This is a genomic window from Acanthopleuribacter pedis (assembly GCF_017377855.1).
In the GTDB taxonomy this organism is placed as follows: domain Bacteria; phylum Acidobacteriota; class Holophagae; order Acanthopleuribacterales; family Acanthopleuribacteraceae; genus Acanthopleuribacter; species Acanthopleuribacter pedis.
On the sequence record NZ_JAFREP010000006.1, the window covers coordinates 173,265 to 190,506 of the forward strand.

Sequence of the window (17,242 nt, forward strand, 5' to 3'; positions counted from 1 at the left end):
CCGGCTAACGCAACAGGTCGGCAAGCAATTGACAAAATGGCGCACGTTGTTTGAACAGGAAGAAGTGGCCGCCTTCGATGCGATGCACCACCAGGGGTTTGGTGGTTTCGTGTTGCCAGTGCTGAATTTCATCGTCGGTCATGGCTTCCTCGGTGCCGGTGATGGAAATGATCGGCAGGTTGACCGGATAGGGGCCGCGGTTGGTGGGAAACAATTCAATCGCTTTAAAATCAGCGCGCAGGATGGGTTCAAACAAATCACGCAGTTCGGGATTGGCGAGGAAGGCCGGTGGTAAGCCGCCCAGCGCCTCGACCTTGGCAAAAAAAGCGTCCTTGGACAGGCCGTGGATGTGTTCCTCGCGATGCCAGTGTTCAGGGGCCTTGCGCCCGGTAACAATTAACTTGCGCGGCGCGGGTAAGCCCAGCGCGAGGATGCGGTGCATGAGCAGAAAGGCAACTTGGGCGCCCATGCTGTGGCCGAACAAGGCATAGGGCGGTTTGAGGTAGGCTTGAACCTGGGCGAGGGCGTCGTCGGTGACGGCGGCGAGGTCGTCGAGGGGTCGTTCTTTAAAACGGCTGCCGTGACCGGGGTAATCAAAGGCGTGAACGTGAATATCGCCGGGGAGCTGGTCAATGATTTCGCGGTAGGAAAAGCGATTGCCGCCTGCAAAAGGAAAAGCCAAAAGGGTCATGGGTTGGTTCATAGCGAGGATTCACTCCCAGGTTGGTGGTTTTGGTGGAGCCCGCCGTGCCGCGGCCCGTCGTCGAAGCGCAAATTTTAACCTGATCCCCGGACCCGGTGCGACCCTTTCCGCTGAAAAGATCGTTGGTGCCGCGGTTGGTGTCAATGGGTGTGGTTTGGGGTTGGGTAGATTTTCGGTTTGGCGGTGCCGCGCCAAGGGTTGTGCCACCAACATGTAATCACACCGCAACACCCTCTTTGGACCATTGTCGACCCGGCGTGCCACTTCAGCACACGCCGAGGCGTGTGCGTGCACCGGAGCGGGCCGCACCACCCCATCCACGGACCATGCTTTGAATGAATGCGAGGCTTCGCCTCGCCACCCTGGACGCCCTCTGAAGGAGGGCAATAGGTCAGCCCCGGGTACGACCATTGAAAATGGTCGCACCCTGGGTCTCGGGGGTTTACGGACAGGAAAACGCTGAAGGCGTTGACACCAGAGGCGCCTGGGGTTCATGCCCCGCGGCGGTTCATGGAGGCAGGATCGGTTTTTCGGTGGTTTTGGTTTGTTGGGTTCGGTTGGTTTTGGATGGTGTTGATCCATTGGGTTCGGTTGGTTTTGGATGGTGTTGATCCATTGGGTTCGGTTGGTTTTGGATGGTGTTGATCCATTGGGTTCGGTTGGTTTTGGATGGTGTTGATCCATTGGGTTCGGTTGGTTTTGGATGGTGTTGATCCATTGGGTTCGGTTGGTTTTGGATGGTGTTGCTCCATTGGGTTCGGTTGGGTGTAGATGGTGTTGATCCATTGGGTTCGGTTGGTTTTTGTTTGGCCGGCGCCTTCAGCGGCCTGCACGACGGGAACCCCTGGGGACCCAGAGCAAACGGTTGTGCCACAACCCTTTGCCCTGGGCTGAAATCCAAAACACCTTCAGTGTTGCCGGTCGTGGTTCGCCGCCGGCTCACAGTTTTAACTGAGTGGTGGTCCCCAAATGGCGGTGTGCGTTCCCCGCTAGGGAACGCCGGTTCAGAGCCCTAGTTCGATAAGAAAATGGGTTTATGCTCGCTTCCGAAAGGCGTGACGTCAGAACCCTTCCTGAAATTGAGGCTTATTCGTGACAAAACTCGCCTTTTATTAGATGCTTCATTGGAATAATTTACTGGATCACCTATATTGAATGACAGGCTCTAAGAGTCTGATCGGTTGAAAACCGTTATCGTTTCATCGATCATCTTACGTTGGAGAGCAATATGTCACGACAGGAAATCGATTTTTCCGACGCCGCCCGTGAGGGCATTGATCTCTGTAAGCGTGGTCATTGGGATGAAGGATTGGTTTGTTTGAACCAGGCAATGCTGGGTGATCGCTCCGCCTTGCCGTCCAGTGCGTTTTCCTATCTCGGTTATGCAATGGCTTTGCGTGAAAACAAACTATGGGAAGGCCTGAACATGGCGCAATTGGGCGTGGAAAACGCCTTCTACGACGCCGATAATTTCTTTAACTTAGCGCGAATTTACCTACTTCGCGACAACCGCCGCGGTGCCCACCAGGCGATTGTCGAAGGTTTAAAGGTGAGTCCCGACCACCGGGGTTTGCTCGCGCTACAAGGAAAAATTGGGGTTCGCGCACGTCCTGTCATTCCATTCTTGAATCGGGACCACCTTTTTAATATCTATCTGGGGAAAGTCCGTCATTCCCTGAAAAATGCTCGCTCTCAGCAAAAGAAACAGAAAAGTTCGAAAGCTGGTAAAAAAGTGAGCAAAAAACAGGACGTTCCTAATCTCTTTGATTTGTAGAACATCTCCTGCCTGCCACCAAACAAAGGTTGAGTCACCGACTCAACCTTTGTTACTTTATGGATCGTGTTTAAGAATTTAACCTAAGCAGCGCGGTCTACTTGGCCAAATTGTCGACCGCGACCGTCTCGGGGATTTTTCCTTCCGCTTTTTGCGGGCGACCGCCGCCCCGAGCACCCAAGCTTTTGCCTTCGCCGCGGAACCAAGCGCCCGCGTCGAATTCGGCCTGGCTACCCCGTGCTACGACGATGCGACAGAAACCGTCGTCCGCCACTTTGGTTTTCACCATGGCAACCACGTCGGGCCTGGCCGTGAGCAAGTCGGCCAGTTTCCGGGCGCTGTCGATGTCCGCGCTTTCCACGCGGATGAAGGTGGTTTCCCCCTCGCGGGCCGGCTGGGTTTGATGCAGCTGTTCCGCCTCGTAACGGGCCGCCTCGGTGCGTGCTTTCCCCAGTTCTTGGCGTAAGGCGCGGCTTTCCTGCTGCAGCCGTTGCACCTGATCGGCCAACTCAGGCACGGCGCATTGTAAGTGGTTGGACGCCGCGGTGAGGATCGCCTCGCGTTGGTCCAAGTGGGCCAGGGTTCGCAGACCGCAATGGAAATGGATGCGCACCAGCTTTTTGATCTTCTCTTTGGCCACCACGTGAATCGCCCCAATTTCGCCGGTTGCGCTGCAATGGGTGCCGCCGCAAGGGGTGAAGTCGACGCTGTCGATTTCCAGCACGCGAATGTTGCCGGTGACCTTGGGGGGACGGCGCAGCGGCATGGCCGCCAATTGGTCGGGATCCGGGTTGTGGACGCGAATCGGATGGTTGGCGAGCACCCAACGGTTGGCCTGCTCGACCGCCGCCGCGATGGATTTTTCGTTGACATCGGGGGCTTCCAGGTCGATGGAAATGGTGCGTTTACCGAGCCGTGCGGATTTGGTCTCCAGTCCGGCGGTGTGGTGAAACGCCGCGGAGAGCAGGTGTTGCCCGGAATGGGCGCGCATCATGTCGCGTCGGTGTTCGGCGTTGACCTGGGCGGATAGGGTTTGTCCCAACCAGTCGGCGGGTGCCGCTTCATTCAAGATGTGGTAGAGGGTTCCGTTGTCGTCGATTTGGGTGTCGACCACGGTGCGTTCTTCCGCGCCGAACCGGACCGTGCCCGCGTCGCCGAGTTGGCCGCCGCCCTCCGGGTAGAAGAAGGTACGGTCGAACTGAAGCGCCGGCCGGTCCGCGAAGGGTTCAAGGCCCGCGACACGTGTTTCAAAAGGTTGCCGCCAATCGGCGGTAGGATCGAGGTAACAGGGTTCACAAAAGTGCGCCATAGGAGTAACCTTTCCGGGTCCGTCCAACCATGAGGGTGACCGCGCGGGCCGTGATAGCGACCCACGACGGGGACAGTGTTAGTTGGCGAAGGCCCATTGCTTGGGATTGTCGTCGAGGTGGACCGCAACGGTGTCGCCGATTGCGGCAATCTGTTGCCATAAGCCGTTGTCGAGGGTGACCGCGGCGGCCGCCGCCGAGTTGGTGATTTGATCGGGCCGTCGTGCACCGGCGATGGCGAAATGGTTGGGGCCATGGGTGATCCAGGCCAGTGCCAGTTGCGCCATGCTGATGCCTAAATCGGCCGCGATGGGGCGAAGTTGTGCCAGAGCGTCTTGGACACGAGACCAGTGGGGTTGTGCGAACAGCCGGTGTTGGGCGCGGTGATCGCCTTCCTCGAACTGGTGATCGGCGGTAAATTTATCCGCCAAAATCCCTTGCGCCAAGGGGGAATAGGCCAAAACCGCGATGTTCTTGTCGCGACAGAAGGGGATCAGTTCGCGGTCGTGCATGCGCCAGAACAAGGAGTAAGGCGGCTGCACGCTGTCGATGGGTCCGAACCGCAGCGCTTCTTCCAGTTGGGCACGCGAGAAATTGGATACGCCGATGCCGCGGATTTTGCCCTGCTGCTTGAGGTCGACCAGGGCGGACATCGTCTCTTCAATCGGAACCAAGGGGGTGTTGAAGGTGCCGGCGGGCCAGTGGATTTGATAAAGATCGATTACATCGGTGCCCAGGTTCTCAAGCGAGCGATGGCACGCCTCAAACACCTGATCGCGTTTGAGATGGTTGCAAAAAACCTTGCTGAGCAAGACCGTCTCTTTGCGTTGGCTGCCGAGTGCCTTGGCGATGATGCGTTCGGCGTGGCCGTTGCCGTACACTTCCGCGGTATCGAAACTGGTGACGCCCTGGTCGAAGGCCGCGCGCAGGGCCGCGATGGATTCGTTGTCGTCAATGCCGACCCACATGCGTTTGCCCGTTTGCCAGGTGCCCATGATGACCTTACTAAGGGCGATGTCGCTTGATCCTAGGGGTGCGTATTTCATCCAAAAAACGCCTAGTTCGCTTGCCAGGTGCCGCTGAAGGACACGAAGGCAATCGGCAGGATCGACTGGTGCGCGCACAACTTCATCATGGCTTCCAGGGGAGCGCCGGTCAGACCGAGGTCGGCCATGCCGACGGCGACGGGACGCGGGGTGACCGCTTGCACGGTTTTGGCGTCGGTGCGGATCAGCAGCATGGGGAAGGTGATTTCAGGAGAGAGGCCGCGGTAGTGGAGCTTGGCTTTGAAGTCGACCATGGCGGTGGTGCCGACGGTTTTGGGCAGTTGATCGGCGGGAAAGGCGCCTTTCAGGACCATTTTGGGGAAGCTGGCCACCTCAAACAACGCGGTTTTGATATTGGTGTCCCGCGGCGGTAGGGCGGTGTCCAAAGTGTCCAGGTTAACGACCACCTCGAAGGAACCATCCTTGGCGCCGCCGGTCACGGCGAAGGTCCCGGGCACGGCGGCGATGTTGTCCTTAACAGAAAAAAAATGGACCTTGCCGTCGTCCAATTTCCAGCCGGCACACAGGGGTAAGCTGAACAAAACAAAAGCAGTGGCAACAAAAAGCCGTTGGTTCAGGGGATTCATGATGATGCTCCTCAAGATCCGTAAGGGGTTGGTAATCGAGCGTCGGGGGAAGAAACAGAGAAACAAGAAGGGACCCGACGGGTTGGTGGTATTCAAGCACGGTTCACGATTGGGGACAACGGCCGATGTCGGGGCGGCTGTCCCGTTGGGAAAGGGCGGGTTGGGGCGTCCTGAAAAAGGTGGCGGCGCGGGGGTGGTGCGATGGGAAGGCCGCGCGGCGGCGGCGTGGGCGCGGGTGGGCGGTAAATGAATGGGGTTGTACATGGAACGGCGTTCTAAAAAAACATGGCTTTGATTGGGAAAAGGCGGCCCGACACCTTCCCAGTCGCCTCGTATTGTGTTTGAATACTCGCTTTGGGTTGGTTCTCGAGCCGACACAACCGATTGCAATCCCCACGAATCGTGAATCGGGTGGTGTTTGGCGACACAGGCGCTTTTTGCGATGCGCTTGCGCCGCTACCTTGGAAGCCCGTGTCGTGTCGGCTGATTCGCGACCTAACCCAACCCGTCAAAGCAATGCCTCGGGAAGCATAGGCCCGTCGCGTTGTGACACCAACCTGATGATGTGAGTTGTTATGAAATATTCCCGCGTTTATGTGGATTCCATCCGGTATGTTCTCCCGCCTGTGATCGTTTCCTCGCGCGAGCTGGAAGCGCGCTTGCGCCCCGTTTACAAAGCGCTGCATATCAGCATGGGACAATTGGAAGTACTAACTGGTGTGCAGGAACGCCGCTGGTGGAAAGATGACGACTCGCTTTCGGATCGCGGCGCCGAGGCCGCCAAACGCGCGCTCGATGCGGCCGGCATAGACGCCGCCGACTTGGGGGCGCTTGTGTACACCGGTGTGTGCCGCGAACAATTCGAACCGGCCACCGCTTGTATGATCGCCTCGCACCTGGGCATTTCCCAGGAAGCCTCCGTCTTCGACCTTTCCAACGCCTGTTTGGGCGCGCTGAACGGCATTCTCGACATCGCCAACCGCATTGAGTTGGGCCAGATTCGCGCCGGTATGGTGGTTTCTTGCGAGACCTCTCGCGAGATCAACGAAACCATGATCAAACGCATGCTTGAAGACCACGACATGGAATTGTTCAAAATGGGTCTGGCGACCTTAACCGGTGGTTCCGGCGCGGTGGCGATTTTGTTGACCGACGGTTCCTTCGCCCACAAGCCCCGACGCCGTTTGGTCGGAGGGGTGACCCTGACCGACCCCCGTTTCCACGATTTGTGTCACTGGGGGCTCGAGCAAGTGGGTGCCGACTGGTTCCGTCCGATGATGTCCACCGACTCCGTTGCGGTTTTAAAACACGGGGTGGCCTTGGGGCTCAAAACCTGGAAGGCCTTTCTCAAGCGGTTGGACTGGACCGTGGACCTCGTTGACAAGGTGATTTGCCACCAGGTCGGCTCGGAGCACCAGAACGCGATCCTGAAATTTTTGGGTATTCCCAACAACAAAGATTACGTGACCTATCCGTTTTTGGGTAATATCGGCACGGTTTCGGTGCCGATCACGGCAGCCATCGCCGAAGAGCGCGAGTTTCTCAAAGAAGGCGACCGCGTGAGTTTTCTAGGCATCGGTTCGGGTTTGAACTGCACCATGCTTGGATTCCAGTGGTAAGCTGCCGGCCCGACGCCCAACGAACAGACAAAGAGAAGCTGCATGAATATCGATCCCGCCCTGTACCCCTTCGAGCACCATTATTTAGACCGCAACGGTCTGCGCTACCACTACGTGGACGAAGGGCGCGGCTTACCGGTGGTGATGCTGCACGGCAATCCCACCTGGTCGTTTTACTACCGCAACCTGGTTCAGGAACTATCCAGTGATCACCGCACCATCGTGCCCGATCACATCGGCTGCGGGTTCTCCGACAAACCCGGCGACGACCGTTACGAATACACCTTGAACAGTCGGGTGGACGACTTGGAAGCCCTTTTGGACCACCTTGGCATTCATCGCGACATCACCCTGGTGTTGCACGACTGGGGTGGGATGATCGGCATGGCCTTCGCCACCCGCTATCCCGAGCGGATCCGCCGCCTGGTTGTGCTGAACACCTCGGCCTTTTTGTTGCCGCCCAAGAAGGCGTTTCCCGCCGCACTGTGGCTGGTGCGCAACACGCCGCTCGGCCCCCTTTTGGTGCGTGGCTTCAACGCCTTCTCTTGGACCGCCGCGCAAATTTGCTGCAAACGGCGCCCCTTGTCGCGCGTCCTCAAAAAAGCCTATACCGCGCCCTACCGCAATTGGGCCGACCGCATCGCCACCCTGCGTTTTGTGCAAGATATCCCCTTGGCCCCGGGTGATCCGGCCTACGCCATTTGTGAGGATGTTGAGCGCAACGCCGCCCAGTTCCGGGATCGGCCGATGTTGATTTGCTGGGGCGAGAAGGATTTTGTGTTTTCCACCGAGTTCCTCGACCGCTGGACCGAAACCTTCCCGCAAGCCGAGGTGCATCGCTGGCCCGACGGCGGCCACTACATTCTTGAGGACGCCTCGGACGAAATTCTCAAACTGGTGCGCCAATTCCTCGCCGAGCACCCGCTTGAGGTCGCGGCCGCCTCATGAGCGAAGCGCTCGTCAACATCGCGGCGTACCTGCCCAAGATAGCGGCCCAACAACCCCACACCTTCGGGGTGGTTTTCCCGGAAACCCGCGACGGGGAAGGGCGCGTCGCCTACACCCATTTTACCTACGCGCAGCTTGACCGCGAATGCGACCGGGTCGCTTGGGCGCTGACCGAGTACGGCATTCGCCGCGGTGATCGCGTGGTGTTGATGGTCAAACCCAGTTTGGCTTTTTTCGCGCTGACCTTTGCTTTATTCAAGATGGGCACCGTTCCCGTGTTTGTGGACCCGGGGATGGGCGTGAAAAACCTAAAAAAATGTTTGGAAGAGGCGGAACCCGACGCCTTCGTCGGGGTGCCTAAAGCCCACGTGGCCCGTTTGCTGTTGCGCTGGCCGCGCGTGCGCAAGCTGGTGACGGTCGGCCGCAAGCTGTGGGGTGGGGAAACCTTGCAGAACCTGTGCGCCGCCGTGCGGGACAAGGGCGCTTTTGCCACCGCGGATACCCGCGCCGAGGATTTGGCCGCGATTCTGTTCACCAGCGGCAGTACCGGTCCCCCCAAGGGGGCCGTCTACAGTCACGGCATTTTTGACAGCCAGGTGCGCTTGCTCGGCAAAACCTACGGGATTCAGCCGGGCGAAGTGGATTTGGCGACCTTTCCGTTGTTTGCTTTGTTTGCGCCCGCCCTGGGCATGACCGCGATTGTCCCCGACATGGACGCCACCCGGCCCGCCGACGTGGATCCCGTCAAAATTTTTGAAGCGATTGAGAATTTTGGGGTGACCAACATGTTTGGTTCGCCCGCGTTGCTGAATACCGTCAGCCGCTATGCCGTTGCCAACGGCGTGACCTGTCCCTCGTTGAGGCGGGTTATCTCCGCCGGTGCGCCGGTCAGTCCCGCCGTCCTGCGCCGCATGGCGCGGTTGATGCCGGAGGGCGTGCAGGTGTTCACCCCATACGGCGCCACGGAGTCACTGCCCGTGTGCAACATCGGGTCGGCCGTGATTTTGGCGGAAACCGAAACCCTCACCGATCAGGGCCGCGGCGTGTGTGTCGGGTTTCCGGTTGAGGAAATGGAAGTCCGCATTATCGCGATCAACGACGCCGAGTTGGAAACCTGGGACGACCGTCTGGCGCTGCCGCCCGGTGAAGTGGGCGAGGTGGTGGTCAAGGGGCCGGTGGTGACCCGTCGTTATTTCAACCGTGAGCAGGCGACCCGCGAACACAAGATGAAAGACGGGGATCAGGTGCGCCACCGCATGGGCGACTTGGGTTATTTCGACGAACAAGGACGGCTGTGGTTTTGCGGGCGCAAGGCGCACCGGGTGCAAACCGCACAACGGCTGTTGTTCACCGTTCAGGTTGAAGGCGTGTTTAACAGCCATCCCGATGTGTACCGAAGCGCCTTGGTCGGCACGGGTGCTGATGCCGCGGCGCAGGAACCGGTGGTGTTTCTCGAATTGGAAACCAACCGCGCCTCGGGAAAAAGTGAGCAGGCGATCATTTCGGAATTGCGGGAACTGGCGCTCCAGTTTGAGCATACCGCGGTGATTGAGCGCTTTATCGTTCACCCGGGTTTTCCCGTGGATATCCGTCACAACGCGAAGATCTTCCGTGAAAAGCTGCGCGCGGAATTGAGCGGCGCTTAGTTCGTGTAATAGTATTGGTTTTTTTTGTTTTATGAACAATCGGTCATACCAAAAGGCACGAGGAGGCGCTATACTGGGGGTACTTCCATTGCCACAAAAGAATCGATCCGAACCCTTCGGCGAAGGTGTGCAGCCTCGTAAGCACAGCGCTTTTTCGGCACTGAGACTCTTGAAAAGGATGGTCCATGGACAATCCCGAGCTGCTGATTGTCGACGACGAGCCTGTCAATATTCAGGTTCTGAGCGCGGTACTCAAGGATCGTTACCGCATTCGGTTTGCCGTTTCCGGCGAGCAGGCTTTGGCGATGGTGCAGGACCATCCGCCGGATCTCATTTTGCTCGACATCATGATGCCGGACATGAGTGGTATCGAACTGTGTAAATTACTGAAAGCAAAACCGGCTACCCAATCCGTTCCCATTTTATTCGTGACCTCTAATCAAGAACGCGAGGTAGAAGTGGAGGGGCTTTCCGTCGGCGCCATGGATTTTATTTACAAGCCGATTCGCCCTCATTTGGTGCGTGCCCGCGTCGCCAATTACCTCGAATTGAAGTCGGCGCGCGATCAACTCGCGGGTTAGCCGTCCACGGATGAACACGAGGCACGTTTTGCCACAAGCCAACCCCATGTCACGCCTGCTTGCGTCCGCCGATATTGCCGGTTGGACCTTGGACCTGCAAAGCGGAACGCTGGAATGGAACGCCGGGATGTGTCGGTTGCACGATTGTACCGAGGGACCGGAGAACCTCGCCACCTGGTCGGCGCTGATTGGCGAACCGGGAGTACCGGATGCCTTGGGTGATCCAGGCGCTTGGGACGGTCCGTCTTATCAATGGTCCTATGTCGCACCCGGCGCCCATCAGGGCACCCTTACCGTGACCGTTGTACCTACAGGAAACGAACACTTGCTTCAGGGTGTGGCGACCTTTCGTGCCGCGCTGGAAAACGAGATGCCAAGCGACTTGCTCGCTCAAATGGTTGATCGGGTGGATACCGGGATCACCCTCGCGAAGGTCGATACGCCCTACCATTTATGTTACGTAAACGACCGCTTTCTTCAGTTAACCGGTTACGCGCGGTCCGAGGTAATGGATCGCGATGTGCGCATGCTTCATGGTGATGAAACCAATCAAGAGGGCAAGCAGGACCTCTTTGAGGTGTTGGAGACGGGTTTTAAGGGCAGTACCGTGCTGCGCAACTACCGCAAAGATCAATCCGTTTTCTACAACCAAATTAACCTTTACCCGCTGCTGGATCGGCACGGCAAGGTGAGCCACATCATGGCGACCCAGCGTGATGTCAGCCTTCAGAAAGAATTGGAATTTCAGAGTGTTCGCCACCAAAAACTCTTTGAGATGGTGTTTCAGTGCGCCACCGTCGGCCTGGCCTTGCTCGACACCAACGGCCGTCCCTTCCAGATTAATCCCGCCTTAGTCACTTTTTTAGGGCGGTCCGAGGCGGAAATTTATACCCAGCCACCGACTGCTTGGAGTGTCGACGAACCCATTGCGGCTGACAGCTTGGAGGGCGAAAACGCCCTGGGTCGCCGGGTTAAGCGCTACAAACGGCCCGACGGTTCGCTGCTTTGGGGCCGGGAAACCACGACCGAAATTCAAGTTGAAGGCGAAGCCGGCGTCAAAAGCTACTTGTTGCTGATTATTGAGGACATCACCGAAAGCCGGCGCATGTTGGCGCAAAAGAAAACCGCCGAATTCGAATTGCAGGCCATGTCGACCCGCCTTTCTCTTGCCATTCAACCCGCGCAAATTGGCATCTGGGATTTTGATCTCGCCACCCAGGAACTCATTTGGGACGAGCGCATGTTCCAACTCTACGGAATGAGCGCCGATGCGTTTTCCGGTGCCTACGATGCCTGGGTTCGTGGTGTGCATCCCGATGATTTGGCCGCCGCGGAAGCAGCCCTAAATGCCGCCATAGCGGGCGAAGCGGTGTTCGATACCGTTTTTCGGGTGCGCTATCCTACCGGTGAAATTCGCCACCTCAAAGCGGACGCGATGGTGTTGACCGATGAGCAGGGTCACCCCACCCGAATGATCGGGACCAACTACGACATCACCGACCGTATCGACACCGAAAACAACCTGAAATACCAAAACGCCTTGCTCCAAGCCCAGCAGGATACATCCCCGGCCGGGATGCTCATTCTCCAGCAACCGGGTCGGGCCACCTGTTGCCGGTGGAATCGGCGCTTTCTCGATATTTGGGCCTTGAGCGAAGCGGAAATGCGGGCCGCCGACCTCGAGGCGCTTTTGGCCGTCATGCGCGACAAGGTCCGGCGAAACAGCGAGGACAAAAACAGCTTGTTCGAGACCAACACGACCACCTGGGCGCTGGAACTGGAATTGAAACACGACGTTTCCATCGAAGTCTATGGTCAGCCCGTGCTCGATCAGGGGGCGCGGTCCATGGGGTACGTGTGGTTTTTCTTTGATGTCAGTGTGCGCAAGGCCGCGGAAACCCGTTTGCGTGAGGCCCTCGCTGAAAGCAGTCGTTTGGTGGGTCTGATGCAGGGGCGTGAGCAACGGATTCTCGAACTCAAAAGCGAAGTTAACCTGGCCGCCGTCTCCTTGGGAAGAACCAAACCCTACCTTTTGGACACTGGTGAAGAGGTGCCGATTGATGAAAACGAGGTGCCGCAAACCGCACCCGAGGGCATGAACGATTGGCTTGAAAATCTGCGCCGTGCGGGTGGGGGATTCCGCAACGCGCTGTCGATTGCCGAGGACTTGGAAATACAGAAGCAACGGGCGGCGCATTTGGCGATGCGCGCCGAGCGTGCCAACCGCGCCAAAAGTAATTTTTTGGCCAACATGAGCCACGAAATTCGGACGCCGCTCAACGCCGTGATTGGGATTGCCGAGCTTTTGTCCGATTCGCCGCTTAACAAATACCAACGCGAAATGCTCGGCAAACTGGACGCCTCGGCACGGACGCTGCTCAGCATCATCAACGACATCCTCGATTTCTCCAAAATTGAGGCCAACCAGATTGAAATTGAAGACGAGCAGTTTGACCTGGTGGAACTTTTGGAGAATTTGGCGGGGATGACCGCCACCCGGATGGGTGACCAAGATCTGGAAGTGTTGTTCGATATTCCCAACCATTTAAATCGGTTCCTCAGGGGTGACGGTCTGCGGCTTAGCCAGGTGCTTATTAATCTGTTGGGCAATGCCGTCAAGTTCACCGAGGCCGGTCAGGTCGTGTTGGCCATGCGCCAGGAAGCGCGCGACGATGAGCGGGCTGATTTCTACTTTGAGGTCAGCGATACCGGGATCGGCATGAGTGAGGATCAAGTGGCGCGGCTTTTTCTGCCGTTTACCCAGGCTGACGCCTCGATGACGCGGCGGTTTGGCGGTACCGGTTTGGGATTGTCCATTTGCAAGAGTTTGGTTGAATTAATGGATGGATCCATTGAGGTGGAGAGTCGACTCGGGGAAGGCAGTACCTTTCGGGTACGCATCCCCATGGCGATTTGTGGTGCGCGCACCTTGTGCGGTTTGGAGCAACTGAATCTGCCCGAAATGAGTGTGTTGCTGGTGGAGCAAGGCACCGAAAGTGGGCGTTCCTTCAGCGCAATGTTGCGGGCCATGGGGGTTGGTGTGACCTGGGAACGCTCCGGCCGTACCGCGCTTCAATCCCTGCGTCAGCGTTGCCGCGAGGGCGCCCGGTTCGACGTGGTCCTACTCGATTGGAGCCTCCAGGATATGGACGGTTTGCAGGTGTTCCATCACATCCAACGCATGACCTGGCGTGGCAAACCGCCCGCCACCGTGATGATCACCGCGCACAACCGCGAGCGTTTGGTTAACTTAAGCCAAAGCGCCGTGATCCACGATGTTCTGGTGAAGCCGGTGACGCCGATGGTGTTGCTGCGGGTGTTGCGCAGTGTGGTGGGTTTGGCGCACCCGCCGCCGCCCACGCGCAAGCCGCCGAACGATGCATTGCGTGGTATTCGCATTCTTTTGGTGGAAGATGTTCAGGTGAACCGTGAGGTGGCCTCGGCGTTGCTGGCCCGGGCCGGGGCCGAGATCACCGTGGCGGTCAATGGGCGCAACGCGGTTGATATGGCGGTTTCCAAGCGCGGCGCTTTTGACGTCATTCTCATGGACGTTCACATGCCGGAGATGGACGGATTTGCCGCGACCGAGGCCATCCAAAACGCCATGGGCGATAGCGCGCCGCCGATTGTGGCCTTAACCGCCAAAGCTTTTCGGGAAGATCGACGCCAGGCCATGAGCGCCGGAATGGTGGATTACCTCACCAAGCCGATCCAGATCAACAAAGTTATCGAAGTGTTGCGCCGGATCGTGCCGCGAGAATCGTCCCGTGGTGAGGTCGTTCGACCTCCCACGGCCGTTCTTGAAACAGCCGGCGCCGAGGAAACCAACGCACCCAGGTTTGCCGATGTTCTGGCGGCCCTGGGCGGCGATGTATCTTTTTTCACACGGCAACTCGACCAGTTCCGCATGAGTTACGGTGATCTCATCGCGCGCGCGCGGGAAATGGTTGCCGCGCAACAATGGGATGACGCGGTCATGCTGGTTCACGCCGCCAAGGGCGCCGCCGCGAATCTGGGCGGGACCGTCACCGCCGAGCACCTGGGCCAGGTTGAACAAGCGTTGCGCGCGAGACAGCTCAATGACGGGTTGTTGCGCGGGGCCGAGACGCGTTATGCCGCCTTTTTGGGGTCCATCGAAAAATGGCGCGCCGACCAACTTGCTCAGCAGGAGAACCCTGTGACGTCGGAAGACGGCGCGGACAGGGTTGATTTCGAACCGCTACGCCAAAAGTTTGTCACCTGTTTGCAGCAATCGGACATGGAAGCCGTCACCCTGTGGCAAACCCTAAAACCCCATGCCACCACCTTATGGGGTGCCGAGGTATGCACGCGCATCACCCAATCTCTGGATCGACTTGATTTTCCCGGGGTTCTGGCCGTCTTGGCCAAACAATCTCCTGTTCCCTAACCCGCATTGCTCACAAGGATACGTAGCAGAATTCCTTGTAAGCAATGCGGGTTGGGGCAACGCGCGGGCTGCATGCGGACTTCGGACCTATTTTCCTATTGCAACCGTGGGTCGATTGGTGTCCGCTGTCGTTTTCGACCGCACCGCGCCGTGTTAACATGCCCCACGTTTTCATCCGATGGGTGGGGTTCCCGTGCTATCGCGTGAAACCGTTCCCACTGAATAATTAGTTGTGGGTGAGAACCGCGCTTTACTCGCTTTCCTCTCGAATGCGTTCGTTTTCACGAAAGGAACATGCCACTCATGGAAGAAATGCAGCCGATTACCCGACTCCTCAATCAATGGCAGGGCGGTGACCGCGATGCGTTCGGCACCCTCATCACCACCGTCTACGCGGAACTGCGTCAAATGGCGCGGCATGCCATGATTCGCGAGCAAAACGGCCATTTTTACTCACCCACCATGTTGGTTCATGAGGCCTTTCTCAAGATCGAGGAGAACGGTTTCGACACCCAGCTTCGTGATCGGCACCATTTCTTTCGGACGTTGGCACGGGTGATGCGGCACATCCTGGTGGATTTTGCGCGGCGGCAAAGTCGGCAAAAACACGGTGGCGATTACGAGGCCGTGCCGTTTGAAGAAGGTCGGGTCGGCGTCATGCAGCCGCTTTTCGTCACGCGTTTAGACGATGCTTTGCATCATTTGCGACACCAAGATTCCCTAAAAAGTGACATCGTGGAGCTGCGCTTTTTTGGGGGGCTCTCCTTGGAGCAAACCGCTGAGGTTCTTGAGATTTCTCCCAGTGCGGCATACCGCGCCTGGCTGGAAGCCAAACAATTTTTGCGCGAAGAAATGGGATACGATGTATCTGATGCGCCACCTGGCCGCACTTAATGGGGTAGCTTGTGCGAAGACCGTCATCGTCCCACCGATCTTGTCCTTCAGGTGAGAATCTCAATTAAAGTTGGGAATCGCAAAATAAGGTCGATGGGAAACCTCAGGAAGCGACAGGTCGCACGCTTTTCATACACCCTTCCGGCTTACTTTTCTCCGGGCTTTTCTGAATGATCCTGCCTTTTGCCCTTACGTTAGTCTTACCTAAAGTGGGCGAGTCTTGGCGGCGCACTCGCGCAACCTGCTGGGCTACAACGTGCAGTAAAAATGCTCGACGTACTTTCCAAGTACGCCTGCGCTTTTTCCAACACATTTCGCTCCAGTCCTCGGCGCGTCCTGCGCCGATACTTACGCGATTGCATCCACCCGAATCGCACACTTTAGGTATCAAGCTTGTGGTGTTTGTTCCCTTTTTTGGGAGATCCGTTTTCCGCCGAATCGCCGCGGGAGGCGGCTGTTTCGATGTGTTTTTGGGGGAGAGGTTGACGACAGATTCTCAGGTTCAGTTGATGTTATCCATTCGTAACATGATCGATCAGGGTTTGCCCGAGGACGAAACCGGCGGGGCCGGCGCCGCCGCCGTGCTTGATCAGATCCGCGATATGCTGGAACCCGAATCCCTCGCGGCGGCACCCTCGATGAACGCTGCCGCCGATCCTTTTGATGCCGCCCTTGAAAGCGGTTTACCCGTGTTGTCAGAACTGGTCGACCTCGATTGGGGTTGGCAGGCGCCCGCGTTTTTCGGTCGCTTCAAAACCGGGCCGATGCTCGGGGTCGGCGGTACCGCCTCCGTCTTTTTAGGGGTTTGTCCCAAAACTGAACGGCGTGTGGCCGTGAAGATGCTCCACAGCCGCGACCCGCGTTTGCGGCAGCGGTTTCTGCGCGAGCGCCGCATTTTAAGTTCTTTGGCCCATCCCAACCTCACCAGCGTGATCGAAAGCGGCTTCAGCGATTGCGGTTTTCCCTGGTTCGCGATGGATTACATCGAAGGCCGTCCGCTCGATCACTGGAGTGACGGCTGTGAGTTGACCTTGCGTGATCGGGTGCGGTTGTTTTTGGAAGTCTGTGAGGCGGTGACTTACGCCCACGGCAACCACGTGATCCACCGCGACATCAAACCCGCCAACATTTTGGTCGAGCGCAACGGCCGCGTGCGTCTGCTGGATTTCGGGATCGCTTCCATTTTGGATCCCGATTCGGGTGCCCAGCCCACCGTTTCCCGACTGGGCTTGATGACCCCGGAATACGCGTCACCCGAGCAGTTGGCGGGCCGTCCGCTGAGTGCTGCAACCGATATTTACTCCTTGGGTGTGGTGTTGTTTGAATTGTTGGTAGGGGATCGTCCCCGCTATCGGAAAACAGCGACCCGCCGCCGTCGTCGCCGTCCCATGTCCCTGCAAGCGCAGTTTTTGGCCAATGAGGACCCGGCACGTATTGCCTTATTGCGACGCCGTTGGCCGGATCAGTTGGCGCGCGAGCTGGACGGCCGCTTGGAGCGCATTTTGCGCAAGGCTTTGGCGGAGCGAGAAGAAGACCGGTACGGAACGGTGGCGGCCATGGCCCATGACCTGCATCGCTGGGTGGCGCGCAGCGACAAACCGTCGCGCGCCGATCTGCTGGTGGGCGGTTTAAAAAGACGCGTCGGCCGCATCGGCAAGCAACTCGGCGTATTAAGCTAACCGGCCGGCCCCAAAACCAAAACCCAGAGCCGTGAATGGATCAATGGTCG

13 protein-coding genes are annotated in these 17,242 nt (G+C 58.0%); 8 read left to right on the forward strand and 5 right to left on the reverse strand.

Annotated features, from left to right (window positions below; translation table 11 throughout):
* Nucleotides 1–4: 4 nt before the first annotated feature.
* Both J3U88_RS08785 and J3U88_RS08790 read right to left on the reverse strand, forming a co-directional pair.
* Nucleotides 5–703, reverse strand: a complete 699-nt coding sequence (locus J3U88_RS08785; RefSeq protein WP_207856479.1) for a thioesterase II family protein — start codon at nucleotides 701–703, stop codon at nucleotides 5–7.
* A gap of 491 nt (nucleotides 704–1,194) precedes the next feature.
* Entirely contained in the window at nucleotides 1,195–1,536 is a 342-nt protein-coding gene (locus tag J3U88_RS08790; protein ID WP_207858316.1) for a hypothetical protein, read from the reverse strand.
* A 485-nt stretch (nucleotides 1,537–2,021) separates the two neighbouring features.
* Between J3U88_RS08790 and J3U88_RS08795 the strand changes: the two genes are divergently transcribed.
* On the forward strand, nucleotides 2,022–2,477 hold the full coding sequence (locus J3U88_RS08795; RefSeq protein WP_207856480.1) for a hypothetical protein: 456 nt from the start codon (nucleotides 2,022–2,024) through the stop codon (nucleotides 2,475–2,477).
* A 97-nt stretch (nucleotides 2,478–2,574) separates the two neighbouring features.
* Here the strand turns inward: J3U88_RS08795 and J3U88_RS08800 are convergent, their stop codons facing one another.
* From J3U88_RS08800 to J3U88_RS08810, 3 genes are all read right to left on the reverse strand, one after another.
* Complete coding sequence (locus tag J3U88_RS08800; protein WP_207856481.1) at nucleotides 2,575–3,786, reverse strand: alanyl-tRNA editing protein; 1,212 nt, start codon at nucleotides 3,784–3,786, stop codon at nucleotides 2,575–2,577.
* 78 nt (nucleotides 3,787–3,864) lie between these two features.
* Nucleotides 3,865–4,830, reverse strand: coding sequence for an aldo/keto reductase (locus J3U88_RS08805; RefSeq protein ID WP_207856482.1), 966 nt, complete (start codon nucleotides 4,828–4,830; stop codon nucleotides 3,865–3,867).
* An 11-nt stretch (nucleotides 4,831–4,841) separates the two neighbouring features.
* A complete protein-coding gene (locus J3U88_RS08810; RefSeq protein ID WP_207856483.1) occupies nucleotides 4,842–5,417 on the reverse strand; it encodes a YceI family protein in 576 nt (191 codons plus the stop codon).
* A gap of 575 nt (nucleotides 5,418–5,992) precedes the next feature.
* Here J3U88_RS08810 and J3U88_RS08815 point away from each other — a divergent pair.
* The 7 genes from J3U88_RS08815 to J3U88_RS08845 all read left to right on the forward strand — a co-directional run bounded on the left by J3U88_RS08815 (nucleotide 5,993) and on the right by J3U88_RS08845 (nucleotide 17,192).
* Complete coding sequence (locus tag J3U88_RS08815; protein WP_207856484.1) at nucleotides 5,993–7,036, forward strand: 3-oxoacyl-ACP synthase III; 1,044 nt, start codon at nucleotides 5,993–5,995, stop codon at nucleotides 7,034–7,036.
* 42 nt (nucleotides 7,037–7,078) lie between these two features.
* Complete coding sequence (locus tag J3U88_RS08820) at nucleotides 7,079–7,984, forward strand: alpha/beta fold hydrolase (RefSeq protein WP_207856485.1); 906 nt, start codon at nucleotides 7,079–7,081, stop codon at nucleotides 7,982–7,984.
* On the forward strand, nucleotides 7,981–9,630 hold the full coding sequence (locus J3U88_RS08825; RefSeq protein ID WP_207856486.1) for a fatty acid CoA ligase family protein: 1,650 nt from the start codon (nucleotides 7,981–7,983) through the stop codon (nucleotides 9,628–9,630). Before J3U88_RS08820 ends, J3U88_RS08825 begins: the two co-directional genes overlap by 4 nt.
* A 185-nt stretch (nucleotides 9,631–9,815) precedes the next feature.
* The gene (locus J3U88_RS08830; protein ID WP_207856487.1) at nucleotides 9,816–10,211 is read left to right on the forward strand and encodes a response regulator; all 396 of its coding nucleotides are present in this window, start codon (nucleotides 9,816–9,818) and stop codon (nucleotides 10,209–10,211) included.
* A gap of 28 nt (nucleotides 10,212–10,239) precedes the next feature.
* Nucleotides 10,240–14,619 carry a response regulator gene (locus J3U88_RS08835; RefSeq protein ID WP_207856488.1) on the forward strand — a complete coding sequence of 1,460 codons (4,380 nt, stop codon included), beginning with the start codon at nucleotides 10,240–10,242 and terminating at the stop codon, nucleotides 14,617–14,619.
* A gap of 294 nt (nucleotides 14,620–14,913) precedes the next feature.
* Entirely contained in the window at nucleotides 14,914–15,513 is a 600-nt protein-coding gene (locus tag J3U88_RS08840; protein WP_207856489.1) for an ECF-type sigma factor, read from the forward strand.
* 482 nt (nucleotides 15,514–15,995) lie between these two features.
* Nucleotides 15,996–17,192 carry a serine/threonine-protein kinase gene (locus J3U88_RS08845; protein WP_207856490.1) on the forward strand — a complete coding sequence of 399 codons (1,197 nt, stop codon included), beginning with the start codon at nucleotides 15,996–15,998 and terminating at the stop codon, nucleotides 17,190–17,192.
* The last annotated feature ends 50 nt before the right edge of the window (nucleotides 17,193–17,242 follow it).

Coding starts and splice junctions, on each gene's coding strand:
- J3U88_RS08785 (WP_207856479.1), bottom strand. CDS start 703: ATGAACCAACCCATGACCCTTTTGGCTTTTCCTTTTGCAGGCGGCAAT.
- J3U88_RS08800 (WP_207856481.1), bottom strand. CDS start 3,786: ATGGCGCACTTTTGTGAACCCTGTTACCTCGATCCTACCGCCGATTGG.
- J3U88_RS08805 (WP_207856482.1), bottom strand. CDS start 4,830: ATGAAATACGCACCCCTAGGATCAAGCGACATCGCCCTTAGTAAGGTC.
- J3U88_RS08810 (WP_207856483.1), bottom strand. CDS start 5,417: ATGAATCCCCTGAACCAACGGCTTTTTGTTGCCACTGCTTTTGTTTTG.
- J3U88_RS08815 (WP_207856484.1), top strand. CDS start 5,993: ATGAAATATTCCCGCGTTTATGTGGATTCCATCCGGTATGTTCTCCCG.
- J3U88_RS08820 (WP_207856485.1), top strand. CDS start 7,079: ATGAATATCGATCCCGCCCTGTACCCCTTCGAGCACCATTATTTAGAC.
- J3U88_RS08825 (WP_207856486.1), top strand. CDS start 7,981: ATGAGCGAAGCGCTCGTCAACATCGCGGCGTACCTGCCCAAGATAGCG.
- J3U88_RS08830 (WP_207856487.1), top strand. CDS start 9,816: ATGGACAATCCCGAGCTGCTGATTGTCGACGACGAGCCTGTCAATATT.
- J3U88_RS08840 (WP_207856489.1), top strand. CDS start 14,914: ATGCCACTCATGGAAGAAATGCAGCCGATTACCCGACTCCTCAATCAA.